Source organism: Nocardia sp. CC227C, from assembly GCF_030767025.1.
Lineage (GTDB): Bacteria > Actinomycetota > Actinomycetes > Mycobacteriales > Mycobacteriaceae > Nocardia.
Genome location: NZ_JASITE010000005.1, coordinates 141442 through 168213, shown reverse-complemented (window position 1 = coordinate 168213; position 26772 = coordinate 141442). Strand labels below are relative to the sequence as shown.

The following is a 26772-nucleotide window of genomic DNA, read 5'->3' as shown; positions in this document are numbered from 1 at the left end:
AGCACCCACCCTCGAATACGAAAGTCAGTGAGATGACCGGGCATTACGGCCAGATAGCGTTCACCGAGCGCGTGCGCGAGCAGCAGCGCAAACACGGCAGCCTGCGCGGTTACCAGCGCATGGCCGCGGTGCCGCCGGTACCCGACGCCATCGGGCCCGACGAAGCCTGGTTCATCGGCGAGCGCAGCAGCTTCTACCTGGCGACGGTGAGCGAGACCGGCTGGCCGTACATCCAACATCGCGGCGGCCCACCGGGTTTCCTGAAGGTGGTCGACGCGCACACCCTCGGCTTCGCCGACTTCCGCGGCAACAAGCAGTACATCAGCCGCGGCAATCTCGACCACGACGACCGGGTCTCGCTCTTCCTCATGGACTACGGGGCACAGACCCGCCTGAAGATCTTCGGCCGTGCGGATGTGGTGGAGGCGGAGGACGATCCGCAACTCATCGCCTCGCTCACCGCGGACGGCTACCCGGCACGCGTGGAACGAGCCGTGCTCGTCGAGGTCGAAGCCTTCGACTGGAACTGCCGCCAGCACATCCCCCAGCTGTACCCGCGCGACGCCGTCGCGGCGGCGCTGGGGGAGCTGCGCAGCCGGATCGACGAGCTGGAACGGGAGAACGAGCGGCTGCGGCAGGGCGGGAGTTGATCCGGCCGCCCGCCGCTCTCGAGGATTGTGCGGGTGCGGGTGCGAACGCCGCCGGTGCGCCGCGAGGCGGGGTGGGCAACGCTGGGCGGGGGCGAATTGCGCTCCCGCCCAGCGGCCACGGCGCGACTGGCGTCCCGCTGACCGGTGTCGTACGGCCCGATGCCGGTCGGGCTGCACGACCGCCCGGCGGAACCGCGGGAAGGCTCCGCTCAGTCGGCGTCGAAAGCCCGTGCGCGCAGCGAACGTTCGATACCGGCCTTGCCCTCCAGCACCAGGCGGCGCAGGGCGGGCGGGTGGTCACCGGCGAGGAACTTGTCCGCGATGGCGACCGCCTCGTCGGTGATGGCCCAGTGCGGGTACAGGCCGACGACCACGGTCTGCGCCACCTCGCTGGAGCGGCGCTCCCACACCGAGGCGACCTCGGCGAAGTAGCGTTCCACATACGGGGCGAGCAGCTGCGACTGGCCGACGGGGGAGAAGCCGCCGACGATGGCGCGGGCGGTGATGTTCGGGACGGTGTCATCGCCCATCACGGTCTCCCAGGCCGACGCCTTGACCGCGGCCTGCGGGCGGGCGGTGGCCGCGGCGGCGGCCTGGCGGCGGCCCGCGGCGGTGGGGTCGCGCTCCAATTCCGCGTCGATGACCGGTGATTCGGGGCTGTCGGCGTCGATCTCACCGGCCGCCGCCAGCGCCTGCACCAGTCGCCAGCGCAGATCGGCGTCCACCGTCAGACCGGGCAGGCCGACGGTGGCCGGATCGCCGTCGAGCAGTTCACGCAGCACCTCGGTGTGGTGCGCCGACAGCAGCGCCCCGGTGAGCGCGTTGACGAAGGCCAGCTGGTGATCCGAACCCGGCTGCGCCTCGCGCGCCAGCTCCAGCAGCCGGTCGGCGAACAGCTGCCAGCCCTGCGCCTCGGCCCACGCGGGATCGGCGTAGCTGCCCAGTGCGGTGTGCGCCTGCATGAGCAGCCGCTGCACCACCCCGATCTCCGATTCCGCGCCGATGCCCCGCTGTACCAGCGCCACGAAGTCGCGAGCCTTCAGCTCCGCCTGCCGGGTCATCTCCCAGGCCGCCGACCAGCACAGCGTGCGCGGCAGCGGCTCGGCGATATCCGCGATTCGATCCACCACGGTGGCCAGGGATTCCGGATCCAGCCGCAGCGAGCAGTAGGTGAGGTCGTCATCGTTGACCAGCACCAGCCGACCGCGCTCCACGCCGACCAGCTCCGGCACCTCGGTGCGCGCCGCCGGATCGATGTCGAGCTCGACGCGCTCGGTGCGCACCAGCTTTCCGTCCCGGTCGTCGTAGACGCCGATGGCGATGCGGTGCACGCGCCGCTCACCCGCTCCCGGCTCCGCGCCCTCCTGCACCACCGTGAAGGAGGTGAACTTGCCGTCCTGCACCTGGAATTCGGGTCGCAGGATGTTCAGGCCGGTGGTCTTGAGCCACTGTGCGCCCCAGCCGGACAGATCGCGTCCGGACGACTTCTCCAGCGCGCCCACCAGGTCGTCGAAAGTGGCGTTGCCGTAAGCGTGTTCGGCGAAGTAGTCGCGCAGGCCCGCCAGGAACGGTTCCCGTCCGACATAGGCCACCAGCTGCTTGAGCACCGACGCGCCCTTGGCGTAGGTGATGCCGTCGAAGTTCACCTCCACCGCCGCCAGGTCCGGGATATCGGCCGCGATCGGGTGCGTGGAGGGCAGCTGGTCCTGCCGGTACGCCCAGGACTTCTCCACATTCGCGAAGGTGGTCCAGGCATTGGTGTACTCGGTGGCGTCGGACTGGCACAGCACCGAGGCGAAGGTGGCGAAGGACTCGTTGAGCCACAGGTCGTCCCACCACTTCATGGTGACCAGATCCCCGAACCACATGTGCGCCATCTCGTGCAGCACGGTCTCGCAGCGCCGCTCGTACGAGGCCCGGGTCACCTTGGAGCGGAACACGTAATCCTCGAGGAAGGTGACCGCGCCCGCGTTCTCCATGGCGCCGGCGTTGAACTCCGGCACGAACAGCTGGTCGTACTTGCCGAAGGCGTAGGGAACTCCGAAGTTGGCGTGGTAGAAGCCGAAACCCTGCTTGGTCTCGGTGAAAAGCCGTTCGGCGTCCATGAATTCGGCCAGCGAGGCACGGCAGTAGATGCCCAGCGGGATGGCGCCGTGCGCGTCGGTGTAGGTGTCGGTCCACTTGGCGTACGGCCCGGCGATGAGCGCGACCAGGTAGGTGCTCATACGCGGCGTCGTCGCGAAGGTGTGCCGCAGCACCGTGCCGGTGCGCTGGGTGTCCACCGCCGCGCCGTTGGAGATGACCTCCCAGTCCTGCGGTGCGGTGACGGTGATGTCGTAGGTGGCCTTGAGATCGGGCTGATCGAAGCACGCGAACATGCGCTTGGCGTCGGCGGTCTCGAACTGCGAGTACAGGTACACCTTGTCGTCGGTGGGGTCGACGAAGCGGTGCAGGCCCTCGCCGGTGTGCGAGTACACGCAGTCGGCCTCCACCACCAGTTCGTTGTGCTCGGCGAGGTCGGGCAGGGTGATGCCCCGCTCCTCGTCGTAGTCGCTCACATCCAGCGGCGTGCCGTTGAGCACGGCGGAGCGGACCCCGGCGGCCACGATGTCGATGAAGGTCCGCGCGCCCGGGGTGGCGGTGAACGTCACCGTCGACCGGGAGCCGAAGGTCTCCCCGACGGCGGCGTCGGTGCTCGTCGGCTGCCCGGTCAGGTCGAGTTCGACGCGGTAGTTCTCCACCCGGATGGTCGCGGCGCGTTCGATCGCCTGTTCCCGGGTGAGATTCGGTGCGGACAAGGGGACTCCTTCGTCGTTCGCCAGGACTGTGCCGATGCCCAGAATGCCATCTCGGTAGGGTGTCGGTCGGCCCACGTGGACATTCGGATGTCCCGGCGACCCCAGTACGAGGAGGAGTCAGTGAAGCACATCCACGCCGGTAAGGTGCGCGACCTGTACGAGGACGGCGACGAGCTGATCCTGGTCGCCTCCGACCGGGTGTCGGTGTACGACGTGGTGCTGCCCACTCCGATTCCGGAGAAGGGCGCGCTGCTGACCCAGCTGTCGAACTGGTGGTTCCGGTTCTTCGCCGATGTGCCCAACCACCTGATCTCCACCACCGAGGTGCCCGCCGAATTCGCGGGCCGCGCGGTGCGGGCCAAGAAGCTGAGCATGGTGAAGGTGGAGTGCATTGCCCGGGGGTATCTGACCGGCTCCGGACTGGCCGAATACCGGCGCACCGGTTCGGTGTCCGGGGTGGCGCTGCCGCCCGGTCTGGTGGAGGGCGACAGACTGCCCGAGCCCATCTTCACGCCGACCACCAAGGCGGATGAGGGGCACGACGAGTTCATCACCTTCGACGATGTGGTGAACCAGGAGGGCAGGCAGGTCGCGGAGCGGCTGCGCGACCTCACCCTCGCCGTGTACACCCGCGGCGCCGAGCACGCGGCCACGCGGGGCGTGATCATTGCCGACACCAAGCTCGAATGGGGTTGGGACGGTGAGGTACTCACCCTCGCCGACGAGGTTCTGACCTCCGACTCGTCGCGCTTCTGGCCCGCCGACGAGTACGCCCCCGGTCGCCCCCAGCCCTCGTTCGACAAGCAGTTCGTCCGTGACTGGTCGACCTCCACCGGCTGGAACAAGGAATACCCGGGTCCGAAGATCCCCGCCGATATCGTCGCGGCCACCCGCGACAAGTACCGGCAGGCGTACGAGCTCATCACCGGCGAGGCCTGGACGGGCGTCGGCTGATCGTCCACCCGCCGGATCCGCGACATCAGGGCGGCCGGTTTCCGGTCCGGCGCGCAGGCGAACGGACCGGAAGCGGAGATGTCGCGGATGCCGGCTGGCCTCGCGGCGTGCGCCAGATCCTCGGGAACCCACGGGCGGACGGTTAGTCCGTTGGTCGCCCGTGGGCTCTCGACCGCGGCGATCGCCGGAACCGTTCCCGGCCGGACGGCGAGGAGCCATGGTGCGTGTTCAGGCGGGCACGCGGTCGGCGGCGAGGAGTTCCTCCACGTAGTTCGCCGCGCGACGCTCCAGGGCGTCGTACTGGGCGCGGCGAGCCTCGCCCACCGCGACATCGCTGACGATCAAGTTGCCCTCGGCGTCCAGGGTCTGGCGGCGTTCCTCGGCGTCGGGGAGCAGGCCGACCTTGGACCAGGAGAATCCGCAGTAGTAGGCGATACCCGCGCTGAGCTGGGTGTCGAGACCGGCTTCCATATCCGCCACCATGGGGTCCGCGGCATCGAGGCCACCGAGTCCCAGCCACAGGATGCGCTTGCCCGCCAGCCGGGGCTTGCTGCGGCCGTAGGCGAAGCCGTAGTTCCAGACGCGGTCGATCCAACCCTTGAGGATGGCGGGCACGCTCTGCCAGTACACCGGGAACACCGCGACCACGATGTCGGCGTCCAGCATCCGCTGCATATGCCGCTGCGCCTCGGCCGAGTACGGCTTCTCGCGATTGCCCCAGTCGGGCTGGTCCTCGGTGTTCATGCGCGGGTCGAAGCCCTCGGCGTGCAGATCGAGCAGATCGACGCGGTAGCCGTCGGCCTCCAACTGTGTGGTGGTGCGGCGGGCGATATGCGCGGTGAGCGAATCGGACCGGTGGTGCGCGATGACGACCAGGGCGGTGCGAGCGGTGTCACTACCGTTGTGCTGCACGGGATTTCTCCTGACTGATGGCGGAATCTCTCTTGCGGTACCACCAGTCAACCGGTGATCGGATGGACGATCCATGGGAGAAGCGCTCCGAAGGATAGGAGTTCGTCTACTCTGGTGGTATGGATCCGGTGAGTTCACTCCTGAATGGCATCCGCGCGGAGGGATCGGTGGTCAGCCACGCGGTGCTGGAAGCGCCGTGGACCATCCGCTTCGCCGACCGCGCCCCGCTCACCATGGTCACCGTGCTGCGCGGGGGCGGCACGCTGGTGCTCGCCGATGGCGGCCGGACGCGAGTGAGCAAGGGCGACACCGTCATCGTGCGCGGTCCCGAGGTATTCCACCTCGTCGACGACGTCGCCTCGCTGCGGACGCCGCACGTGGAGTACGAGATCGCTTGCTTCGCCGCGGAAGCAGAGTGCGCTGCCGAGGACCTGAGCGGAATCCACTGGGGCGCCGAATCGCCCGAGGCGACCGCCCTCATCGTCGGCGCCTACCGGGCGCCCGGCCGCCGCCACGACCGCTTGCTCCAGGCGCTGCCCCCGGTCCTCGTGGTGCGCGAGGACGCCGAGACCTGCGACTGGATGGAATCGACCGTCAAGGAGTGCGCCGCCCGCCCGGCCGGTTCGCGCGCGATCATGGACCGGCTGCTCGACTGGGCGCTGGTCTGCACCCTGTGCACCTGGTTCGACCGTGCGGGATCGCACGCGCCCACCCTCTATCGCGGCCTCGCCGATCCGGTGATCGCCCCCGCGCTGCATGCCATCCACGGCAGCCCGGCCACGCCGTGGACGGTCGCCTCGCTCGCCGCCCGCGCCGGAGTCTCCCGTGCCCTGTTCGCCAAACGCTTCAGCGAAATCATGGGTCGCCCACCGCTGGGCTACCTCACCGAATACCGCATGGACGAGGCCGAGGAACTCCTCACCGGCACCGACTTCACCATCGCCCAGGTCGCCAAGGCCGTCGGCTACGCCGACCCCTTCGGCTTCAGCGCCGCCTTCAAGCGCTACCGGGGCATGAGCCCCACCGCCTTCCGCTCCGCCGCCGCCTGAGACCGCCCGGTCAGGGGGAACCGGTGGCGGCATCGTGTGAGAGGCCCCCGCCACCGGTTCCCCCTGACCGGCTGTCCATCTCTCGGCGGAGGCGGGCGGCGCGCAGCGTGAGATAGTCGCGCTCGGGCAGGCTGGTGGTGCGGCGGACCGCGGTGGCGTAGCAGGCGATGGCGGCGGCGGGGTCGCCCGCCATCTCGTGGAAATGGCCGCGGACGGCGGCGAGACGGTGGGTGTCGGTGAGGGCGTCGTCGAGGACGGCGACCACGGCGAGCCCGGCCGCCGGACCGTGCACCATGGCGGTGGCGACGGCGCGGTTGAGCGTCACCATCGGATTGGGGGCGACGGACTCGAGCATGGTGTACAGCAGCAGGATTCGGTCCCAGTCGGTGTCCTCGGCGCGGCGGGCTTGGGCGTGCAGTGCGGCGATGGCGGCCTGGATCTGGTAGGGGCGACGCAGGCCGCCGCCGACCGCCCGCGTCGCCAGCCGCATACCCTCGGTGATCATGTCGCGGTCCCAGCGGGTGCGGTCCTGCTCGGCGAGCGGGATCAGCTCCCCACTCGGGCCGGAGCGGGCGGCCCGGCGGGCATCGGTGAGCAGCATGAGCGCCAGCAGGCCGGTGACCTCGTGGTCGCCGGGCAGCTGCCGGTGCACGGCGCGGGTCAGCCGGATGGCCTCCGTCGCCAGATCGCCGCGCCGCAACTGCGGCCCGGCCGTCGTGGTGTGGCCCTCGGTGAACATGAGGTAGAGCACTCGCAGGACGGCTCCGAGCCGGTCCCGCCACTCGGCCGCGGTTGGTGCGGAGCCGTCCTCGGCAGGCATGGCGAAGGGCCGGTCGACGCCGCCGAGTTTCTTCTTGGCGCGGGAGATGCGTTGCGCCATGGTGGCTTCCGGGACCAGGAAGGCGTGCGCTATCTCGGCGGTGGTGAGCCCGCCGACCGCGCGCAGCGTGAGAGCGATGGAACCGGCCGGGGGCAGCGTCGGGTGACAGCACAGGAAGAACAGGGTGAGACTGTCGTCCTCGGCTGCCGTTCCGGGGCCGTCGTCCTCGATCGTTGTGGGCGCTTCCCGCAAGGCCGTCGCGCTCTCGCGCTGTCGTCGCGCTACTTCGGCGCGCACGGCGTCCACCAGCCGCCGCTGGGCCACCTGGACGAGCCAGGCGCGCGGATTCTCCGGCACGCCCTCGTCGGGCCATTGCAGGGCGGCGGCGAGCAGCGCCTCCTGCACGGCGTCCTCGGCGGAGTCGAAATCCCGGTAGCGCCGCACCAGGATGCCGAGGACCTGCGGTGCGAACTCACGCAGCAGGTCCTCGACCTCCAGGTCGGAGTATCCCGAAACTTGTTGGCCCGAGCGGGGATTCACGCGGCTCTCGGGTGTCTTCGGAGTCATGGCGAAGCCAGCGAGCCGGTGCGGTCAGGCGTCGGTGGTCGGTGCGCTCATGACCGCCCGCACCTCGATGTACTCGCCGAGCGGCTTCCCGCCCGGTCCGGGGGAGGCGGACGCCTTGGCGGCGATCTCGATGGCGCGCTCCGGGCTGTCCACATCCACAAGCCAGTACCCGGCCAGGAACTCCTTGGACTCCGGGAACGGGCCGTCGGTCACGACCGGAGCCGAGCGCCCGTCGGAGCTGACGATCCGTGCCTCGTCCGGACCCGCCAGCCCCTGGGCGTCGACCAGTTCGCCGGATTTGGACAGTTCCTCGCCGAGCGCCTGCTGGAAAGCGATATTCGCCGCGATCTCCTCCGGCGTCCACTCGGACATGGCGGTGTCGCAGTAGGCCGCGGCGGTGTGGGTCTTGATCAGCATGTACTTCATGGTTCGGCTCCCTGTGTCGGTGCGCCCCCGGCGGGCGCGCTCGGGGGTGGGTCGGAGCCGCACCCCGCTGTCTCGACAGACTTCGCCGCGATGCTATGTGATTGTGGTCACAATGGTGCTTCCGGGTCGGCGAGGCGGTCCGGATCGACCGGTTCGCCGCTCAGTATCAGTTCCTTGATGCGATCCGTCACGTCCCAGACGTTCACGTTCATACCGGCCAGCACGCGATCGGCGCTGTCGAGCCAGAAGGCGATGAACTCGCGCTCGCCCACATCGCCACGCACCACCACCCTGGCTTCCTGCCGTGGGGACACATAGCCGGTGTATTCCATGCCGAGGTCGTACTGATCGGTGAAGAAGTAGGGCAGCCGGTCGTAGACGGCCGATTTGCCGATCATGGTCTTGGCCGCGACCTCGGGCTGGTTGAGGGCGTTCGCCCAGTGTTCCACCCGGACCCGCCGCCCGAGCACCGGATGCTGCTGATCGGCGATATCGCCGACGGCCACGATATCCGGGTCGCTGGTGGCCAGGCTCTCGTCCACCAGCACCCCGCCCTCGACGCCGAGTCCGGCGTCGGCGGCGAGTTCGATATTCGGGCGCGCGCCCACCGCGACGAGAACGGCGTCGGCGTCGATACGGGTGTCGTCGGCCAGCCGCACCCCGGTGGCCTTGCCGTCGACGGTGAGGATCTCCGCGACCCGCACCTCGGTGCGCAGGTCGACGCCGTGGGCGCGATGCAGGTCGGCGAAGACCTCGCCCATCTCGGGGCCGAGCACCCCCTTCAGCGTGGTCGACTCCGCTTCCAGCAGGGTGACCTCGACCCGGGCATTGCGGGCGGCAGCGGTGACCTCGAGGCCGATCCAGCCGCCGCCGATCACGGCGAGCCTGCCCGCCGAGCCGAACAGCGACAGCAGCGTGTCGGAATCCTCGATGAAACGCAGCGTGTGCACGCCCTCGGCGTCCGCGCCCGGGACCGGGAGTTTGCGCGGGCGCGAGCCGGTCGCCAGCGCCAGCTTGTCGTAGGGCAGCGTCGTACCGTCCGGCAGCGCAACGGTTTTGGTGGTGCGGTCGATGGCGGTGACGGTGGTGCCGAGCATGACCTCGATGTGGTGGTCGCGGTACCACGGCGCCGGGTCCACGGTGAACTCGGTGAGCGACTTCTTGCCCAGCAGATGTTCCTTGGACAGCGGCGGCCGCTCGTAGGGCAGATGCTCCTCGGCGCTGATGAGGGTCACCGTGCCGTCGAAATCATTGGCGCGCAGGGCTTCCGCGAGCTTGGCCGCCGCCAGCCCCCCGCCTGCGATGACGAATCTGGATGCTGTGGTCAATGCCGACACCTCCCTGCGACGCGACTGCTGCGGGCGTTTACGACCGGACTCCTCCCGACCCTAACGCGCGGCGGAGTGTGCCCGGAGGAAATATCGGCACAATCGCGAATTGTTGTCTCCGGAGTATGGCCCCGCCCGCCCTCGAAAGGACTTGCCGTGAGCAATAAGGACACCGTCGACTTCTGGTTCGACCCGCTGTGCCCGTGGTGCTGGATCACTTCCCGCTGGATCCTGGAGGTCGAGCAGGTCCGCGATATCGAGGCGCGCTTCCACGTCATGAGCCTGGCGGTGCTCAACGAGGGCGACGAGGACCTGCCGGAGCAGTACCGCGAACTCATGGCCAGCGCGTGGGGGCCGGTCCGGGTCGCCATCGCCGCCGCCCAGGACCACGGCGACAAGATCCTCGCCCCGCTCTACACCGCCATGGGCACCCGCATCCACGACCGGCGCGCCGAATACGAGCGGGAATCCACGCTGGAAACCTTCGATGCCGTGATCGCCGACGCGCTCGCCGAGGTGGGGCTGCCCGCCGAACTGGCCGCCGCCGCCACCTCCACCGACTACGACGAGGCACTGCGCACCAGCCACCACGCGGGCATGGACAAGGTCGGCAAGGATGTCGGCACCCCGACGATCCACGTCAACGATGTCGCCTTCTTCGGGCCGGTGCTGTCCCGCGTCCCGCGCGGCGAGGAGGCGGGCAAAATCTGGGACGGCGTCGTCGCCCTCGCCTCCTACCCGCACTTCTTCGAACTGAAGCGCACCCGCACCGAGGACCCGGTCTTCGACTGATCACGGGCTGCCGGCCCGGCGGACTAGCCGCCCGCCGTCGGTGGGAGGGGATGACCACCGCCGGTAGGCGGCTGGGGATAGCCGCCGGTCATCGGCGACGACGCGTAGCCGCCGGTCGGATGTGCGCCGAACGGATGCGCCGGAAGGCCGCCGCCCGGCCCGGCCGTCGGATGGTGCGGGGTCGGTGGGGTGGGGCGGAGGAAGAGCCTGCCGTGGCGGCTGCGGTCGCGCAGCGCCCACATGCGCCAGGTCAGCACCGGGTGGCTGGACATGGCGTTGACGATCCACACCATGAAGCCCTTCTCCTGGGCGGCGCGGTCGGCCATTTCGTCGAAGCCGACCAGCGCGTTGAGGTATTTGCCCGCGGCGAGCGTCCGCATGGCGCCCGGCGCGCCGGTGTGCCGATTGCAGTAGCCGTGATTGTCGGCGGTGTACTCCTGCGACCGGATGAGCGAGTTGCCGAGGATCGGCAGGAACGGCACCAGGAACATGCCGAGCTGCCGCCAGTAGGAGACATGCCCCGCGGCGATATGCCCCACCTCGTGGCCGATGATGAAGGCCAGCCCCTCGGGATCGCGAGCCTTGCCGCCGATCTCGAACAGGTCGCTGTAGACCACGACGAACCGCCGGAATCCGTGCCCGGAGGCGAAGGCGTTGATCGCGCCGTTGCCGAGCAGCACGTAGGCGTCCGGCACCTGGGTCATCCCGAACCGCGCGGCCGCCTCCTGGACCATGCGGTAGCCCTCGGGGAATTGGGTGGGCGACATCTTCACGGCGTTGATCCGCATGGTGGCGTAGTTCATGCCGCGGCCGAGCCACAGCAGCACCGGCGCGGTCAGCAGAATCAGCACGTACTCGTTGATCGCCCCGATCAGCAGCAGCAGAATCGAGAACAGGTACGCGAAGCTGGTGAGCACCACCACGATCACCAGCAGCGGTATCTCCCAGCTGTGCCGGGCGGGCATGCCGAACGGCGACAGGCCGCGCGTCCCGTCGTGGTGGCGGACCGGCGGCGGCGTGTACCCGGTCTGCGGCGCCCACCCGGGCGGCCCGATCCGGGGATCCCACCCGGCCATCCCGGTCACCGGATTCCACGCGGCCGGGTTCGGGCTGGTCGGGGGCTGTGGTGCGGCGCCGCCGGATTCCGGCTGCGCTGGCGTCGACTGCGGTCGATCATCGGACGTCATGGGCTGAACTCTAGGCAGTCGTGCGGTCACCCGGCCGGTTCCGGCGGCGGGTCATCCCCGGGCGCGTCGGCTCCGGACGGCCTGACACAATCGCAGCCATGCGCGTATACCTGGGTGCCGACCATGCCGGCTTCGAACTCAAGAACCACGTCAAGGAACACCTGCGGGCGGCCGGTCACGACGTCGTCGACTGCGGTGCGCTCGAGTACGACGCTCTCGACGACTACCCGGCCTTCTGCATCGAGGCCGCCCGCCGCACGGTCGCGGATCCGGGCAGCCTGGGCCTGGTGTTCGGCGGCAGCGGCAATGGCGAGCAGATCGCCGCCAACAAGGTGCCGGGCGCCCGCTGCGCCCTGGCCTGGAGCGTGGAGACCGCGCAGCTGGCCCGTCAGCACAACAATGCGCAGCTGATCGGCATCGGCGGCCGCATGCACAGCACCGAAGAGGCGCTCGCCATCGTGGACGCCTTCCTCGCCACCCCGTGGTCGGAGGAGGAGCGCCACCAGCGCCGCATCGACATCCTGGCGGAGTACGAGAAGACCGGCGTCGCGCCCGAGGTGCCCGCGTACTGAGCCGTCGACCGCGCGCCCCCGATCGGAGGGGCGCGCGTAATCGGCTGCCCGGCAACGACTCCGCGCTCCGGCGTCGGATACCCAGGAGAATCACCCGTGCCTGAGGGGCATACGCTGCATCGGTTGGCGAAATCGCACCACAAGCGTTTCGCCGGGGGAGTGGTACGCGTGTCGAGTCCGCAGGGCCGGTTCGCCGAGGGCGCGGCGCTGGTGGACGGCCAGGTGCTGACCAAGGCCGACGCCTGGGGCAAACACCTGCTGCACCACTACGATTCGGGCCTGGTCGTGCACGTGCACCTGGGCCTCTACGGCAAATTCACCGAATCCCCACTGCCCCTGGGTGACCCGGTGGGTGAGGTCCGCATGCGCCTGGTCGGCGCGGGCCGCGCCGACGAACCCTACGGCACCGATCTGCGCGGCCCGGCCGCCTGCGAGGTCCTCCTCGAGCCCGAGGTCGACGCGCTCACCGCCCGGCTCGGCCCCGATCCGCTGCGCCGCGACGCCGATCCCGACCGGGCCTGGCACCGCATCCACCGTTCCCAGCGCCCGATCGGCGCACTGCTCATGGACCAGAAGGTGCTCGCCGGGGTCGGGAATGTCTACCGCGCGGAAGTCCTGTTCCGCCACGGCATCTCGCCGTACCGTCCGGGCAAGCAGCTGAGCCGCGACGAGTGGCAGGCCGTCTGGGGCGATCTGGTCGAACTCATGAAGGTCGGTGTCCGGCGCGGCGTCATGGTCGTGGTGCGACCCGAACACGACCACGGTGCGCCCTCCTATGCGGCCGACCGCCCCCGCACCTACGTCTACCGCCGCCAGGGCGAACCGTGCCGCCTGTGCGGAACGACCGTCCTGCATGCGGTCATGGAGGGCCGGAACCTTTTCTGGTGCCCGGGGTGCCAGCCCGGCTGAAGCACCCTGGCGAACCTGCCCAAAGGTTCATGATCAACGGAAATAGTGGCGTTTCAAGTTGGTGGCTCGTTGCTACCTCCGGTCGGTCACGACCCGACTTCGAAAGGTGGCACGGTGTTCCGTTCGGCATCCACAATGATTGTGGCGGCAGGCATTACATTCGGGCTGGGCTTCGCCCCGGCAGCGGCGTCCGCAGCGCCCGCGCCGGTCGAATCCGTCGCGATCCCGCAGGCTTCCACCGGTTCCGCCGGGGTTGACCTCGCGCAGATCATGCTGAGGTGCCTGATGACCGGTTCCTCGGTCGCCCCCGGCGATCCGATGGGTTTCCCGGGGCTCTGCGTGTAGGAAGCCGCTGATCGGCGGCGGCCCGGTGACGCTAGTCGTTCTCGACCACCGATCGGCCGTCGCGCAGAACCGCGTCGACGGCACGCAGTGCGCCGATATCGGCGGTCGGGTCACCCCGCACGATGAGCAGGTCGGCGGCGCGGCCCGGTTCGAGCACGCCGATGGTGTCGGCGCGCAGGGCCGCCGCCGGGGTGACGGTGGCCGCGATGATGGCCTCGCGCGGGGTGAAGCCCGCGGCCACCAGGAGTTCGACCTCGCGGACGAGGCCGTCTCCGGCATGGACGCCCGGCATTCCCGCGTCGCTGCCCGCGATGACGCGCCCGCCCGCATCGTGGAATTCGCGCAGGCGCTCGTAGATGATCTTCTTCGTTTCCTCGTCGAAGGCCAGATCGGTGACCGCGAGGGTCGGCGCGAGTGTGATGCCGCGCTGGACGAGGAGTTCGGGGAGGCCCTCCGGCCAGCCGTCGCGGACGCCGCGCGGTTCCAGGTGGTCGAGTCCGTCGATGCCCGCGGCCATCAGATCGGCGAGGTCTTCGCGGGTTCCCCAGTGCGCGAAGACCTTCGTGTCGTGCCGGTGCGCCTCGTCGATGATGGCGGCCAGGATGTCGGGTCGGATCGGTTCCAGGACTTTGCGTTCCGGATTGCCGCGCTCCTGGATCACCTTGATCAGGTCGACTGGATCGTCCCCGGTGACCAGTGCGCGCACCATCTCGCGCGCCTCCTCGGGGCTGGCGGGCACCCGGACCGCGTCCGAATCGCGCTCCAGGCCGAAGGTCGCGACGGGATGGCCGCCCGGCGTGGTGAACATCGGCCCCGCGATGAGTAGCCGCGGTCCCTCCAGTTCGCCTTCGGCGATCTCGCGTCGGAAGTCGTGTACCCAGGTGTTCTCGTCGCCCATGCTGCGCACGGTGGTGACCCCGTGGCTCAGGAAGTCCCTGCGCTTGCCCGGGTAGTAGCGGACCCAGTCGGCGACGACACCCGGCATATCCCAGAAACCGATCTCCTCCCCGCGCTCGCGCTGGGGTGAGCTCAGATGTACGTGGGAGTCGATCAACCCGGGTAGCACGGTGCGGCCGGAGACGTCCCGGCGCTCGGTGTCGGACGGTATCTCCACATCCGGTCCGGCCGCGACGATGACACCGTTCTCGATGAGGACCGTCGCATTCGCCACCGGGGTCAGGTCGGGGCCCAGCAGCACCGTGCCGCCGGTCAACGCGAGCCGACCGCTCTGCGGCGGTCCGGCCTTGTACAGCGTGAGCCGGTAGAACGCGTACCCCGCCACCACCGCCGCCAGGAGCGTGACGACCAGGAAGATCAGCGGATAGAGCACCCAGCGTCGAAGTCCGCGTCGCACTGCCACCATGGCACCCCAGCCTCCTCGGCGATATCTTTAACTGCTTGGTTAGTTAATGATAGGTTGCCTGATGTGGCCCGAACTGTCGACCCGAATCGCGTAGCCGAACGGCGGGCGCGCATCACCCAGGCCGCGGCGGAACTCTTCGCGGCGCAGGGATACGAGCGCACCACCGCCGCGCAGATCGCCCGCGCGGCCGGGCTCACCTCGGGGTCCGTCTTCTACTACTTCCGGGACAAGGCGGCGGTCTTCCGGTCGATCTTCGAACAGTCGCTGCCCGAGCACGCCGAGCTGTACGGCAGGCATCTCGACCGCGCCGACTGCTTCGCGGCGATCCTCGATGTGGTCGACGGTCTGGCGGCGGAGGCGCTGGATCCGGTGGCGCCCGGGCTGATGGTGGAGCTGCTGCGCCGGTTGGATCAGGACGAGGAGCTCGCCGGGGTGGTCGCCGAGGACACCCGGCGCAGTGCCGCGGTGCTGACCACGCTGCTGGAGCGGGGGCTGCGCGACGGACAGCTCGATCCGGGCTTCGATGCGGCCGCTACGGCTCGCTGGATACTGTCGGTCGTCGACGCGGCCTTCCTCAATATCGATCCGGAGCATCCGGAGGATCCGCGGCCGTTCGTCCGTGCCACCATCGCCCGGCTGCTGCGGCCGAGCGGATCGGCGGACCGCTAGCGGCGGGCAGGCCGCTCAGAAGCCGCCGGAATCGAATCCGCCATCGAAACCGCCGGAATCGAAACCGCCATCGTAGCCACCGGAGTCGTAGCCGCCGTCGTAACCACCGGAGTCATAGCCACCGTCGTAACCACCCGGTTCGTCGTAATACCCTGCGCCGCCCTGATCTCCGGCGTCCAGACCCGCTTGGAAACCGTCGTCGTAGCCGTGCTCGAAGGCGCTCGCGTCGTAGCCCACCCCGGACATGCCGCTGAAGAGCGCATCGAACAGCAGCACCGAGCCGATACCCCACGCACCCGCGACAAGCGCTGTCTTCCACCAGGGTTCGGAGTACCAGCCCGCGGGAACGGGCCGCCCCGCGACGCGTCCGCCGGGAAAGTAGTTCGGTGTGCGCTGCGACGGCGTCGGGGACGCCTCGATGCGGCGGCCGTCGACATCGACCGCGCGATACTCGCTGACCTTGCCCGCCGTGCGCTGTCCGTCCAGCTCCGGTATCGCCGGTCCCGGATCGAGTCCCATGGCGGTGCGGGCGGCGCGCACGTAGTACAGCCCCTCCAACGCGGTCTCCTTGGCGAGCCGCGCCTGGGCCGGCGTCTGCGCCTGCTCGATCTGCGCGCCCGCCGCGTTGAAGCGCTCCCCGGCATCGGCCATGGCTTGCTTGGAGGCCGCGTCGGTGCCGGTGAGGTTGTAGACCTGCCCGCCGAGGCGTTCGATGAGGCGGCGGGCGTCGGCCTTCGCATCGGCCAGCAGGGTGGCCGTCCGGGACCGTTGCGCGACGACCATCACCACACCCACGACGACGACCATCGCGATCAGCAGAATCAGTACCGTAGCCACGTCTTCCAGCGTACGCGGCGGGAGTTGCCTGCTATTTGCTGTTCGCCTGCGGAGGCTCGCTCACCCGGCCACGGCGGCGTAGCCCGCGCGGTTTCCCCCCGGCTCGGGCTCCTCGGCGTCCAACTCCGATACCGCGAACTGCCGCTTGCCCGCCGTCTTGGCCGAGTACATGGCGCGGTCGGCGCTGCGTAGCAGATCGGAGAAGTCGCAGTCGCGATCCGGCGGGCAGAACGCGGTGCCCACGCTCGCCGAGACCGGCACCGATCCGGCGATCGAGGCCACCGGTTCGCACAGCGCGGCCAGCACCCGCATGGCCAGTTCGCCGAGCGTATTGCGCCGCGACGGCACGGCCAGCACGAACTCGTCGCCGCCGTACCGGCAGATCACCGCCTCCGGCGGACAGGTCGCGCGCAGCCGCTCGGCGATGGCCACCAGCACCTCGTCGCCCACCGCGTGGCCGTAGTTGTCGTTGATCTGCTTGAAGTCGTCCAGGTCGATGAGCAGCAGCCCCACCCCTCGTGCCGGGTCCGCCGCCATCAACCGCACCCGCTCCTGCAACAGTGACCGGTTCGCCAGATCGGTCAAGGCATCGTGGGTGGCCTCGTGCCGCAATCGGTGCTGGAGCGCGGCGATCTCCTGGACCCGCACCGACACCGCCTCGGTGAGGTTGCGTTCCTGCTGGGCGAGGGCGCGCTGTTGCAGTTCCTCGGCGTAGCTGTCGATGGCCTGGCTGGCGACGAACATCCAGCGGGTGGCGAGCAGCGATCCGGATTCGCCGGGCGCGAGCCCGAGCAGCGCGCGGCTGGCGGGCGCGAGCATGCGCGTGCTCTCCAGCGGCGGCGCGGCCAGGCGGCGGCCGATGGTGCGTGCGGCGAGTACCGGAAACGGCTCGGACGCGGCCAGTTCCATGAGGTCGTCGATGACGTCGGCGAAGACGGCCTCCAACTCCTCCGGCGGCATGGCCGGAACAGCACCGGTTCCATTGCCCCCCGCGTATACCGTCCGTACCCATTCCCTGGTGGTCGCCGCGATCATCGTGGCGGTCCGTGCGTCGAGTCGGATGGGCATGCGCTCACTCCGCGCTGACGCGGTCGGGATCCAGACCGAGGCTGTCGCTCCCGGCCCTCCGGCCGGTCACACCCTTCGGCTCGTGCTCGCTCGGTTCGTGCTCACTGCTTCGCGGTCGGTCACACCACACTCGGCGCATGCTCACCGCCCCCTTTCCAGATACCCCCGTCCGGACAAAAAGGATCCTAGCAAGCCACTCGGCATCGAAAACCCAAGTTCTGGAACGGGTTCGCGATACCTCGCGAATGGCGAACGGTTGGGTGATCGGTGAACGACACCGCCGTGTTACATCCGATTTTCGCGTGTCGGCCGCGACGCGCCGAGGGATGACGCGGACTCTCCGGAGAGCTCACAACGAATCCCGCATCCGCTTGGTGCCGATCACGACCCCCTCCCCGCCACGCCCACCGGACAGGGCGATGACGAGGCTGATTGGCGTTTCCGGAGTGAGGTTCGGTACAGTCTCTTCCGCACACGACAAACGGTGTCTGCACCGAGTCGTCGCGCCGTGCGGGTGTAGTTCAATGGTAGAACCTCAGCCTTCCAAGCTGATGGTGCGGGTTCGATTCCCGTCACCCGCTCTGACCGGGATTTCTCCCGTTCGGTGGGGTAGGCCCGGCGGATCCGCCGGGCATGACGGGGTGTAGCGCAGCTTGGTAGCGCATCCGCTTTGGGAGCGGAGGGTCGCAGGTTCAAATCCTGTCACCCCGACCACACATCACATCCGAACCCCGCTTCCCATGGGTGGGGACAGCTCGTGTATGTCATCGTGTCGATCCCCGCGTCCGCAGCGCGATCAGGAAGCCCGCGGCCGCCGCGATCGAGGTCAGAGTCCGCGCGTGATTCCACCGGATCCACTCCGTGAAAAGCTCGTCCCACCGCGCCGCCGTGTCCGCTCCCGTCGGGTCGAGCGCATCCACCGCCGCACTGATGGGGACGTTGGCCGCGCCGGTGATGACCACCGCGGCGAGGAGGAAGGCGCTCGCCGCGGCGAGGATCCACGGTGAGGTCGAACGGTTCCAGCTCATGAGCGCTCGCACCGCGAGGACGGCGCACAGCACAGCGGTCGCGTACATCAGCAGCATCAGCGGCGGCTGGACCGCGGTGCGGTCGAAGGCCTGCATGGCTTCGATCCCCTGTGCGGCAGGCAGTTCCCGCACGCCGGGCATGACGACGAAGGAGAAATCGAAGAACACTCCGCCGGTGACCGCCGTGCCGACCGCCGCCGCGGCGAGCAGCCAGTGGTCCACGCCGCGCGGCCGATCGGCCCGCCGGGTCGGCGGCGAACCCCGCCCGTTCACGATGGCCGCATTCCGGTCTGGGCTGCCCATTCCGGGAGGCCTGTTGTATTCGTCATAGGACAAGCACATCAGTCGAGGGTGGAATGTTCCATCGCTCAGGCGCGCGCGGACATACGGCATCGTCTCGGTGCGAAGGCTCGGGGCGGGTGGCGGCCCCCTCATGCGCCGCCACCCGCGGTCCCCGTATGACTCTCGCATCGAGAAACCGCTCCGCCCAGTGATTCAATGCATCGTTCATCAGGAATTCGCCACGCGGTTGCTCAGCGGCGTCGAATGTTGGGGTGCAACGGAGTTCGAAGGGCGGGGGCAGGAGAAAGCGAAGCCCACCCGCATCCGGGTGCGGGTGGGCTCGGTGGATCACCGTCGCGAATAGTGTTCGGCGACAGGGGGAACGGGATCGGTAGCCGGTGGTCTACCTCGGCTCGGTCGCCTGCGGGCTACTTCGCCGGTTCGGCCGGTGCCGGGGCGGCGGGTTGGGCCTTGGGCTTGTCCGCCCACTTGGTGGTGCCGTCGGGAGCCTGCACGGTGGTGAGGTATTCGATGCCGGTGGCGATGAGCGCGGGGCCGCCCGCGACGATGGTGCCGACGATGCCGCCCACGCTCGCACCGGTCGCGAGCCCGCCGATGCAGCCCGCGACCAGGGTCGCCACGCAGCCGATGGTCGCGCCGATGGCGGTGCCGATGAAGCCGCCGACGGCGGTCGCCAGGCCGAAGTGGGTGGACAGATTGTTGAGGGCGCGTTGGTTTTCGGCCTCGGAGGCGATGGGCTTGACGGCCAAGGGTTGCGAGATGTCAAGTCCGGCGGGCTTTTCCGGGGTGAGCCGCAGTACCGCGTCGTCCTCGTCCAGGTCGGGTCGCACCGGGACGGAGACCCCGCCGAAGCGGAAATCGAGTGGCAGCGTGACCGCCACGGCGCCGGTGGCGTCCTTGACGTCAACAATGTCGACCGTGTGTGCGGGGTCGGCGGCGGAGCCGTCGGTGCGGACCAACGCGCCGTCCCGCTCCGTCAGGCGTTCCACACCGCCGTCTTCGAGCCGGGTTCCCTTGGACAGTTCGAAGGTCCCACCCCGGAGAATGGTGACGACCGTCTTGTCGACCAGCTTGGTCGAATACGCGAGGTTCGGCGTCTCGGATTGCTGGGCGTGTGCCGGCGCCGCTCCGAGGGTGAGTGCGCCGATCACCAGGGTGGCTGCCGCGGTGGCGCAGCGGAATTCCATGCGGTATTCCAATCATCAGGTGTCTGCGAGCGATCGCATGGCAGCCTAGTGGAACCTGTCGCAGGTCAGGTTGTTTCATACCGACCCGCCCAATTTGTCGCGAACCTCCTGTCCCATCCTTTGGGATGTCCCCGGGCCCTGGCACACTGCCCGCATGACCAGGTACAGCGCAGGCGTCCTGTTGTTCCGCCGCACCCCCGACCTGGAGGTGTTCATCGCCCATATGGGCGGCCCCTTCTGGTCCCGCAAGGACGCCGCCGCCTGGTCCATCCCCAAGGGTGAATACGACCCGGAGACCGAGGACGCCGCCGCTGCCGCCCGCCGCGAATTCACCGAGGAACTCGGGCTACCCGTGCCCGACGGCGACTGGATCGCCCTCGGCGAGGTGGCCTACGGCAGTGGCGGCGGGCGTAAGCGGGTGAGCGCCTGGGCGATCGAAGCCGATCTCGACCCCGACTCGATCACCCCGGGCACCTTCGAGGTGGAGTGGCCGCCCCGCTCCGGCCGCCTCGCCTCCTTCCCGGAAGTGGACCGCGCCGCCTGGTTCCCGCCCGAGGCGGCCCGCGACCGGCTGGTCGCCGCCCAGCGCACCTTCCTCGACCGGCTCACCGAACTGGCGGTTCAATAGCCGACGGTGAAGCGGCGCTGCACGAACCGCGGGAGTTCGATCTCGTCCAGCAGCGCCACCGCAGCGTCCTCCATGGAGATGCGACTGGTGCCGTCGGCGGCGACCACGGGTTGATCGGTGCCGATCCGGAAGCGGCCGGTGCGTTGTCCGGGTTCGATCAGATCGGCGGGACTGAAGTAGGTCCAGCGGCGATTCGAGGTGCGTAACACGTCGAGGGCGTCGCGGTGGCCACGCACCGCCTCGGCGTAGGCGGCGGGCAGGCCGAGGTCGGTGAGCAGTTCGCCCAGCCGTTCGTCGTCGGCGGCCACCCGGCCCGGCGCGGTCTCCAGGCTGCCCGCGCCACCGACCGTCAGGAGCCGGGTGCGGGGATGGGTGTCCAGTGCGCGCAGCAGCGAGCGCGCGACGGTCGCGTACACCGTGGGGTCGGCGATCGAGCGCGCCACCGTGTCGTCGAAATCCCGTGCGGCATTGCCGGGTTGGTAGCAGCTGACGAGGATATCGAGGCCGGGGAGCCGGGCCGCGACCGCATCGCTGTCGAAGACGTCGAGGCTGGCCCAGGTGAGGTTGGGGTGGGTGGATCGCCGGTGCGAGGCGTCGCGGGAGAACGCTTGGACGTGGTGTCCGCGCATGAGCGCCTCGCTGACGACGCGTTGGCCGATATTGCCGGTCGCGCCGATGACTCCGATGAACATGGTCTCCTCCTGGAGCTGGGGGATCGGGGCATTCCAGCGCCCTGTGAGAAAACTATACGGCGTGAGTTTTTTGTGCAACGTGTAGTTTTCTCACACGTCTGTAGAGTGGCGACGTGATATCGACCAGGCGGGAACGGCGACGTGCCGAGACGACGGCGGAGATCAAGGAGGTCGCGCTGCGGCTGATGGCCGCGGGTGGACCCGGCGCGATCACGCTGCGTGCCATCGCCCGCGACATGGGGATGACCGCCAATGCCGTGTACAGCTATTTCACCACCCGCGACGAGCTGGTCACGGCGCTCATTCGGGATGTGTACGGTCAACTGGCCGATGCGGTCATCGCGGCGCGCGACGCGCGGCCGGGCGATGACGTGGCCGGGCGGATCATGGCGTGGGCGTGTGCCTTCCGGGACTGGTCGGTAGCCAATCCCGAGGGATTCCGGCTCGTCTACGGCGACCCGGTACCGGGTTACCAGCCGCCGGAGGGCGGGGCCGCGCCCGAGGCCGAGTATCGGGTCTGTGCCGGACTGACCGAACTGGCGGCGGGCGCGTGGCCGACCGCCGCACCGCTGTACGCCGACTACCGGTTCGAATGGTCGGATTTCGATCCGACGCTGGCCGAGGAGACCCGGGCCGAGTTCCCGGATCTCCCACCGGCCGTCATCGCGGTGGCGCTGCGGATCTGGGGACACCTGCACGGGCTGGTGTCGCTCGAGATTCGAGGGAATCTGGGCGCACAGACCACCAACCCCGAAAAGCTGTACCGCAATGAGGTATTCGCATTGCTTCGGTCTTTCGGGCTGACGCCGCCGGGCGACTGAGCGCCCGGCGGTCGGTCACAGCCGGGGGTCGATCGGCTCGGTCTCCAGGGCCAGGACCGCGAAGACCGCCTCGTGGACGCGCCACAGGGGTTCCCCGGCGACGAAGCGGTCCAGGGATTCCAGGCCGAGGGCGTACTCGCGCAGGGCCAGGGAGCGTTTGCCGCCGAGGGAGCGCTGGCGCAGGCGCTTCAGGTTCTCCGGGCGGAGGTATTCCGGGCCGTAGATGATGCGGAGGTACTCCGGGCCGCGGCATTTCACGCCGGGCTGCACCGGGCGGTTGCTGCGGGTGCCGGTGCCGGTCACGAAGGAGCCCAGCGGCTTGACCACCATGCCCTCGCCGCCCGCGGCGGTGAGCTCGGTCCACCACGCGGTCGCAGCCGCCTCGCTGCCGTCCGGGACCGCCACGACGGAGCCGGTGCCCGCCGTCGCCGGACCGGTGGCTGTGGTCGTGGCTGTGGCTGTGGTGGCTGGACCGGTGGCTGTGGCCTTGTCGGTGCCCGCCGTGGCCGGATCGGTGGCCGCCGTGGTCGTGTCCGTCGTCGCCGTCGCCGTCGCCGTCGCCGTCGCCGTCGCCGTCGCCGTCGCCGTGGCCGTGGCGGTGAGGTGCACGATCATGCGGCGGGTGGGCGTGAACAGCTCCGGGTCGGCCGTGATGAGGCGGTCGATGCGTTCCAGGTGCCAGTCGTGGTCGCGGAGGGCGTGATTCGCGCCCTCGGCGGCCAGCAGTTGGAACGGGGCCAGGCGGACGCCGGCCAGGCCGTCGGTAGCCCAGCAGTAGCGGCCGTAGGCGGTGGTGAACGCCTCCGCGTCGGTGCGCCGGTCGACGGTGCGGGCGGCCAAGTCGCCTATTTCGAGACCGCGAGCCACCGCCGCGGCGAGCACGGATTCGGCGGCCCCCAGCGAGGCCCGCGCCGCCGCGCCCACCGCCGCGTACTGGGAGCGCAGCAGGCCCAGCGCCTTGGCCGACCAGGGCAGCAGTTCGGTGTCGAACAGCAGCCAGTCGGAGGCCAATTCCTCGAACAGACCGGACTTCTCGGCCGCCGCGCGGACGCGGGCCAGCAGCGCCTCGGTGTCCTCTACCGCGTCGAAGAACGGACGGCCGGTGCGGGTGTACACCGCGCCGGTGCTGCCGTCGTCGATGCCGAAGCGGTCGCGGGCGACATCGGCCGAGCGCGCCACCACGAGCACGGCGCGCGAACCCATGTGCTTCTCCTCGCACACCACGGTGGCGACGCCCTCGGAGCGGTAGTAGTCGAACGCCTCCGCCGGGTGCTCGAGATAGCCGTCGGCGGCCGAGGTGGCGCACGGGGACATGGTCGGCGGCAGGTAGACCAGCCAGCGCGGATCGATGGCGAAGCGGCTCATCACCTCCAGGGCCGCGGCGGCGGCATCCGCCTGCACGCCGACGCGGTCCAGGTAGCGCGTCTGCACCACCCGGCGGCCGAGCACATCGTCGAGATCCAGGACACCCGGATCGCGGCGCACCGCCTCGGATGCCCCGTCCGGATCCTGGAGCGGGCGGGTCGGCTCGAACCACACCTGTTCGGAGGCAACCGAAACCGTCTCCTTCTCCGGGTAGCGCAGGGCGCTGAGCTTGCCGCCGAACACCGCGCCGGTATCCAGGCACAGCGTGTTGTTCACCCACTGCAAACGGGTGACGGGGGTGTGCCCGTACAGCACCATGGCCCGGCCGCGATAGTCGTCGGCCCACGGATAGCGCACCGGGAGGCCGTATTCGTCGGTCTCGCCGGTGGTTTCGCCGTACATGGCGAACGAGCGCACCCGGCCCGAGGCGCGGCCCTGGTACTCCTCCTTCAGCCCCGCGTGGGCGACGACGAGCTTGCCGCCGTCGAGGACGTAGTGGCTGACCAGGCCGCGGCACCACTCGTGCGCGGCCTTGCGGAAGGCATCGTCCTCGGCCGCCAGCTGCTCCAGGGATTCGGCCAGGCCGTGCGCGACCTTGACCTTGCGGCCGTCCAGGGCGCGCACCAGCTTGAATTCGTGGTTTCCGGTGACGCACAGCGCGTTTCCGGCGGCCACCATGCCCATGACCAGGCGCAGCACGCCCGGGGTGTCCGGGCCGCGGTCCACCAGATCGCCGACGAACACCGCGGTGCGGCCGTCGGGGTGGTGGGCGTCCACCGGGCGGCCGCGCTCGTCGCGAGACAGCCGGTAGCCGAGCGTGTCCAGCAGCGTTTCCAGTTCGGAGCGGCAGCCGTGCACATCGCCGATCACGTCGAACGGGCCGGTGAGGTCGCGCCGGTCGTTCCACAGGCGCTCGTCCACGATGGTGGCGGCGTCGATCTCGGCGACGCCGCGCAGCACGTGCACCTTGCGGAAGCCCTCGCGCTCCAGGTGGCGCAGGCTGCGGCGCAGATCGCGCTGCTGGCGCACCACCACGTGCCTGCCCAGGTGGGCGCGGTCGGGGCGCCGGGTATTGCGTTCCAGGCACACCGCGTCCGGGACGTCGAGCACGATGGCCACGGGCAGCACGTCGTGGGCGCGGGCCAGTTCGATCAGTTCCTTGCGGGCCTGCGGCTGCACATTGGTCGCGTCCACCACGGTGCGCAGGCCGCGGCGCAGCCGCACCCCGGCGATGTGGTGCAGCAGGGCGAAGGCATCGGGCGTCGCGGACTGATCGTTCTCGTCATCACTGACGATGCCGCGGCAGGCGTCCGAGGACACGATCGCCGTGGCGCGGAAGTGCTTGAGCGCGAAGGTGGATTTACCGGAGCCGGTACTGCCGATGAGGACGACGAGCGCGAGTTCCGGGATGGACAGCTCGGTCATTACGCGGCTCCTTTCGCATCGTTGTCGGTGGGCTTGCTGAACACCGCCATCTGGGTGGGCGGTCCGAGGGTGGCGTCCTCGGGGCCGATGGGCACGAAACGCACCGCGTAGCCGTAGGTGTCGGCGACTCCGTGCGCCCAGGCGGCGAATTCGCCGCGGCTCCACTCGAACCGGTGGTCGGCGTGGCGGAACGTGCCCGCGGGCAAACCCTCGTACAGCGAGTTGTACTCGCCGTTGGGGGTGGTGACGAGTACCGATCCCGGTGCGGCGGAACCGAACACGGCGTGCTCGAGCGCACGCAGCCGGGAGGCGTCGACATGCTCGATCACCTCCATGAGCACCGCCGCGTCATAGCCGCGCAGCGAGGCGTCGGTGTAGGTCAGCGCGCCCTGCCGCAGACTCACCCGCCGCGCCTGCCACTCCGGCAGCCGCGCCATCCGGCGCTTGGCGATGTGCAGCGACCGCATGGCCACGTCCACGCCCACGATCTCGGTGAACGCCCGATCCGCCACGAGTTCCCGCAGCAGCGCGCCCTCACCGCAGCCGAGATCGAGCACCCGCTGCGCCCCGACCTCGCGCAGCGCGCGGAGGACGGCGGCGCGCCGAGCGACCGCCAGCGACGGCGGCCGCGGCTCCGCAGCGGACGCACCGGCTCCGGCGACCGGAACCGCCTCCGCCGACGCTCCGTGCCGTAGGACGGCGGCCGGTGCGTTTTCCGGTGCGGCGGATGCGGTTTCAGACGCGTCATCAGCCTCGGCCGCGAGCTCCGGGTGTACCGCCGGGGCCGTGCCGGTCGTCGCAGTACGGTGTGGTGTAGGCCAAGGGGTGGCCGGTGCCGACGCGTTGCCGACGGGCCGGACGCACTCCACCGCGGCATTCCCGCCGCTGGCATGCTCGGCGTCCGTGTTGTGTCCGGCGTCTTTGTTTCCGGCGTCGTCTCCGGTCACGCGTGCCTCGGCGGCGACGTCCTCGGATTCGGTTGCGCCGTCGACGTTCTCCTCGATCGCCCCGAGCTCCTCCGGCTCCAGGTCGTCCACTTCGGCCAGCCGCGCCAGGGCGGCGCGGACCAGGGTGTGCCGACGGGAGAGGTAGCGGCGGGTGATCCATCCGCGCTCCGGGTGGTCGGCGAGCCAGCCTTCGCCGAAACGCAGCAACTTGTCGATCTCGGAGGTGTCGAGCCAGTAATGCTTGCTGCCGTCCAGGACGGGCAGCAGGACGTAGAGGTGGGCCAGCGCGTCGGCCAGGCGGAGGGTTCCGGTGAGTTCCAGCCGCAGGTAATGGGATTCGCCCCACTCCGGGAAGGCCGGGTCCAGGGGCAGCGGTGTGGCGGCCACGGTCCAGCCCAGGGGCGCGAACACGCGTTCGGCCGCCTCCGGGCCGCCCTTGCAGGGGACCGCGGGCAGGTCGATGCGCAGCGGCAGGGCGAGTTCCGGCAGTTCGGGGCGCTGCGCGCAGCGCCCGTGCAGGGCCGAGCCGAATACCTTGGCGATCGCCACCGACAGCAGTGAGGACGCCGCGTACGGCCGGTCGTTCACGTACTGACCGAGACTGAATTCCGGTGTGCCGCGCTGCTTTCCACGCACCAGTCGGACCGGATCCACCTCCAGCAGCAGCGCCGCGGTGCAGCGCCGTTCGGTGGCCTCGGGGTACAGCACATGCGCCATTCCGTACGACTGCTCGAACGCCTGCACCTTGGCGGGGTTCTTGTGCAGCAGATAGCCCAGATCGTCCGCCGTCCAGGCGGCGCCTTCCGGTCGCGTACAGGTAATGGTCAACAGCATCCGGCGATCGTCTCCCACCCGCGGAGCACCCGCAATCGAATTCACCCGCGCGCCGCCGCACGGTCGGCAACAGACCCAAATGGACCCGATTCCGTGGTCGACCGCGCCGATCCGGCCTGAGCGCGCCCTCCGGTGAATCGACGTGTCGCGAGGCGCACCCGGGTCTGATCCACAGGCTTCCGATCGACCCGTGACTCGTGCTGAGGAATGGACCGCGCCCGCTGCGTAGCCCGGGAATTGCCGACACCTGCCGCTCCCGCACCGGCGTGGGAGCGGAGGCGGCACGGTGAGTTGGG

General features: G+C 69.8%; 24 protein-coding genes and 2 tRNA genes. 12 read left to right on the top strand and 14 right to left on the bottom strand.

Annotated elements, in window-relative coordinates; all coding sequences use genetic code 11:
* Nucleotides 1-32: 32 nt before the first annotated feature.
* Nucleotides 33-650: a pyridoxamine 5'-phosphate oxidase family protein gene (locus tag QMO76_RS11905; protein WP_306361293.1), complete on the top strand. Its 618-nt coding sequence runs from the start codon at nucleotides 33-35 to the stop codon at nucleotides 648-650.
* A 209-nt stretch (nucleotides 651-859) separates the two neighbouring features.
* On the opposite strand, the gene pepN is transcribed toward QMO76_RS11905, so the two are convergent.
* Nucleotides 860-3448 (bottom strand): aminopeptidase N, encoded by a 2589-nt coding sequence (gene pepN / locus QMO76_RS11900; RefSeq protein WP_306361292.1) that lies wholly within the window; start codon nucleotides 3446-3448, stop codon nucleotides 860-862.
* Nucleotides 3449-3535: 87 nt separating this feature from the next.
* Between pepN and QMO76_RS11895 the strand changes: the two genes are divergently transcribed.
* Nucleotides 3536-4402, top strand: coding sequence for a phosphoribosylaminoimidazolesuccinocarboxamide synthase (locus tag QMO76_RS11895; RefSeq protein ID WP_306361291.1), 867 nt, complete (start codon nucleotides 3536-3538; stop codon nucleotides 4400-4402).
* A 228-nt stretch (nucleotides 4403-4630) separates the two neighbouring features.
* On the opposite strand, the gene QMO76_RS11890 is transcribed toward QMO76_RS11895, so the two are convergent.
* The gene (locus tag QMO76_RS11890) at nucleotides 4631-5314 is read right to left on the bottom strand and encodes an NAD(P)H oxidoreductase (protein WP_306361290.1); all 684 of its coding nucleotides are present in this window, start codon (nucleotides 5312-5314) and stop codon (nucleotides 4631-4633) included.
* 119 nt (nucleotides 5315-5433) lie between these two features.
* Here QMO76_RS11890 and QMO76_RS11885 point away from each other — a divergent pair, with 119 nt between their 5' ends.
* Nucleotides 5434-6363 (top strand): AraC family transcriptional regulator, encoded by a 930-nt coding sequence (locus QMO76_RS11885; protein WP_306361289.1) that lies wholly within the window; start codon nucleotides 5434-5436, stop codon nucleotides 6361-6363.
* A 10-nt stretch (nucleotides 6364-6373) separates the two neighbouring features.
* On the opposite strand, the gene QMO76_RS11880 is transcribed toward QMO76_RS11885, so the two are convergent.
* The 3 genes from QMO76_RS11880 to QMO76_RS11870 all read right to left on the bottom strand — a co-directional run bounded on the left by QMO76_RS11880 (nucleotide 6374) and on the right by QMO76_RS11870 (nucleotide 9504).
* On the bottom strand, nucleotides 6374-7750 hold the full coding sequence (locus QMO76_RS11880; protein ID WP_306361288.1) for an RNA polymerase sigma factor: 1377 nt from the start codon (nucleotides 7748-7750) through the stop codon (nucleotides 6374-6376).
* A gap of 24 nt (nucleotides 7751-7774) precedes the next feature.
* Complete coding sequence (locus QMO76_RS11875; RefSeq protein ID WP_306361287.1) at nucleotides 7775-8176, bottom strand: YciI family protein; 402 nt, start codon at nucleotides 8174-8176, stop codon at nucleotides 7775-7777.
* Nucleotides 8177-8283: 107 nt separating this feature from the next.
* Entirely contained in the window at nucleotides 8284-9504 is a 1221-nt protein-coding gene (locus tag QMO76_RS11870; protein WP_306361286.1) for an NAD(P)/FAD-dependent oxidoreductase, read from the bottom strand.
* Nucleotides 9505-9660: 156 nt separating this feature from the next.
* Here QMO76_RS11870 and QMO76_RS11865 point away from each other — a divergent pair, with 156 nt between their 5' ends.
* Nucleotides 9661-10296, top strand: a complete 636-nt coding sequence (locus tag QMO76_RS11865; protein WP_306361285.1) for a DsbA family protein — start codon at nucleotides 9661-9663, stop codon at nucleotides 10294-10296.
* A 23-nt stretch (nucleotides 10297-10319) separates the two neighbouring features.
* On the opposite strand, the gene QMO76_RS11860 is transcribed toward QMO76_RS11865, so the two are convergent.
* On the bottom strand, nucleotides 10320-11261 hold the full coding sequence (locus QMO76_RS11860; protein WP_306361595.1) for a M48 family metallopeptidase: 942 nt from the start codon (nucleotides 11259-11261) through the stop codon (nucleotides 10320-10322).
* A gap of 320 nt (nucleotides 11262-11581) precedes the next feature.
* Here QMO76_RS11860 and QMO76_RS11855 point away from each other — a divergent pair, with 320 nt between their 5' ends.
* From QMO76_RS11855 to QMO76_RS11845, 3 genes are all read left to right on the top strand, one after another.
* Nucleotides 11582-12055 carry a ribose-5-phosphate isomerase gene (locus QMO76_RS11855; protein WP_306361284.1) on the top strand — a complete coding sequence of 158 codons (474 nt, stop codon included), beginning with the start codon at nucleotides 11582-11584 and terminating at the stop codon, nucleotides 12053-12055.
* Nucleotides 12056-12151: 96 nt separating this feature from the next.
* Complete coding sequence (locus tag QMO76_RS11850; RefSeq protein ID WP_306361283.1) at nucleotides 12152-12964, top strand: Fpg/Nei family DNA glycosylase; 813 nt, start codon at nucleotides 12152-12154, stop codon at nucleotides 12962-12964.
* Between the two features lie 114 nt (nucleotides 12965-13078).
* Nucleotides 13079-13309 (top strand): hypothetical protein, encoded by a 231-nt coding sequence (locus QMO76_RS11845; protein WP_306361282.1) that lies wholly within the window; start codon nucleotides 13079-13081, stop codon nucleotides 13307-13309.
* Nucleotides 13310-13340: 31 nt separating this feature from the next.
* On the opposite strand, the gene QMO76_RS11840 is transcribed toward QMO76_RS11845, so the two are convergent.
* The gene (locus tag QMO76_RS11840) at nucleotides 13341-14672 is read right to left on the bottom strand and encodes an amidohydrolase family protein (RefSeq protein ID WP_306361281.1); all 1332 of its coding nucleotides are present in this window, start codon (nucleotides 14670-14672) and stop codon (nucleotides 13341-13343) included.
* A gap of 63 nt (nucleotides 14673-14735) precedes the next feature.
* Here QMO76_RS11840 and QMO76_RS11835 point away from each other — a divergent pair, with 63 nt between their 5' ends.
* The gene (locus QMO76_RS11835; protein ID WP_306361280.1) at nucleotides 14736-15341 is read left to right on the top strand and encodes a TetR/AcrR family transcriptional regulator; all 606 of its coding nucleotides are present in this window, start codon (nucleotides 14736-14738) and stop codon (nucleotides 15339-15341) included.
* Nucleotides 15342-15356: 15 nt separating this feature from the next.
* On the opposite strand, the gene QMO76_RS11830 is transcribed toward QMO76_RS11835, so the two are convergent.
* Nucleotides 15357-16178: a DUF1542 domain-containing protein gene (locus QMO76_RS11830; RefSeq protein ID WP_306361279.1), complete on the bottom strand. Its 822-nt coding sequence runs from the start codon at nucleotides 16176-16178 to the stop codon at nucleotides 15357-15359.
* A 60-nt stretch (nucleotides 16179-16238) separates the two neighbouring features.
* Nucleotides 16239-17246, bottom strand: coding sequence for a GGDEF domain-containing protein (locus QMO76_RS11825; protein WP_306361278.1), 1008 nt, complete (start codon nucleotides 17244-17246; stop codon nucleotides 16239-16241).
* 510 nt (nucleotides 17247-17756) lie between these two features.
* Between QMO76_RS11825 and QMO76_RS11820 the strand changes: the two genes are divergently transcribed.
* Together QMO76_RS11820 and QMO76_RS11815 are read left to right on the top strand one after the other, a co-directional pair.
* Nucleotides 17757-17827: transfer RNA gene (locus QMO76_RS11820), tRNA-Gly, on the top strand.
* A 56-nt stretch (nucleotides 17828-17883) separates the two neighbouring features.
* Nucleotides 17884-17960, top strand: a tRNA-Pro gene (locus QMO76_RS11815).
* A 50-nt stretch (nucleotides 17961-18010) separates the two neighbouring features.
* On the opposite strand, the gene QMO76_RS11810 is transcribed toward QMO76_RS11815, so the two are convergent.
* A complete protein-coding gene (locus QMO76_RS11810) occupies nucleotides 18011-18577 on the bottom strand; it encodes a DUF1772 domain-containing protein (protein WP_306361277.1) in 567 nt (188 codons plus the stop codon).
* Between the two features lie 407 nt (nucleotides 18578-18984).
* Nucleotides 18985-19764, bottom strand: coding sequence for a hypothetical protein (locus QMO76_RS11805; RefSeq protein ID WP_306361276.1), 780 nt, complete (start codon nucleotides 19762-19764; stop codon nucleotides 18985-18987).
* Between the two features lie 154 nt (nucleotides 19765-19918).
* Here QMO76_RS11805 and QMO76_RS11800 point away from each other — a divergent pair, with 154 nt between their 5' ends.
* Entirely contained in the window at nucleotides 19919-20392 is a 474-nt protein-coding gene (locus QMO76_RS11800) for an NUDIX domain-containing protein (protein ID WP_306361275.1), read from the top strand.
* On the opposite strand, the gene QMO76_RS11795 is transcribed toward QMO76_RS11800, so the two are convergent.
* Nucleotides 20386-21084, bottom strand: coding sequence for an NAD(P)-dependent oxidoreductase (locus QMO76_RS11795; RefSeq protein WP_306361274.1), 699 nt, complete (start codon nucleotides 21082-21084; stop codon nucleotides 20386-20388). The two genes, QMO76_RS11800 and QMO76_RS11795, sit on opposite strands and share 7 nt — an antisense overlap.
* A gap of 113 nt (nucleotides 21085-21197) precedes the next feature.
* Between QMO76_RS11795 and QMO76_RS11790 the strand changes: the two genes are divergently transcribed.
* Complete coding sequence (locus tag QMO76_RS11790; protein WP_306361273.1) at nucleotides 21198-21905, top strand: TetR/AcrR family transcriptional regulator; 708 nt, start codon at nucleotides 21198-21200, stop codon at nucleotides 21903-21905.
* Nucleotides 21906-21920: 15 nt separating this feature from the next.
* Here QMO76_RS11790 and QMO76_RS11785 read toward each other — a convergent pair whose 3' ends face one another.
* Nucleotides 21921-24695, bottom strand: a complete 2775-nt coding sequence (locus tag QMO76_RS11785; RefSeq protein ID WP_306361272.1) for a polynucleotide kinase-phosphatase — start codon at nucleotides 24693-24695, stop codon at nucleotides 21921-21923.
* A complete protein-coding gene (locus QMO76_RS11780; RefSeq protein WP_306361271.1) occupies nucleotides 24695-26476 on the bottom strand; it encodes a 3' terminal RNA ribose 2'-O-methyltransferase Hen1 in 1782 nt (593 codons plus the stop codon). The genes QMO76_RS11785 and QMO76_RS11780 overlap by 1 nt, the downstream gene beginning before the upstream one ends.
* Nucleotides 26477-26772: the final 296 nt, after the last annotated feature.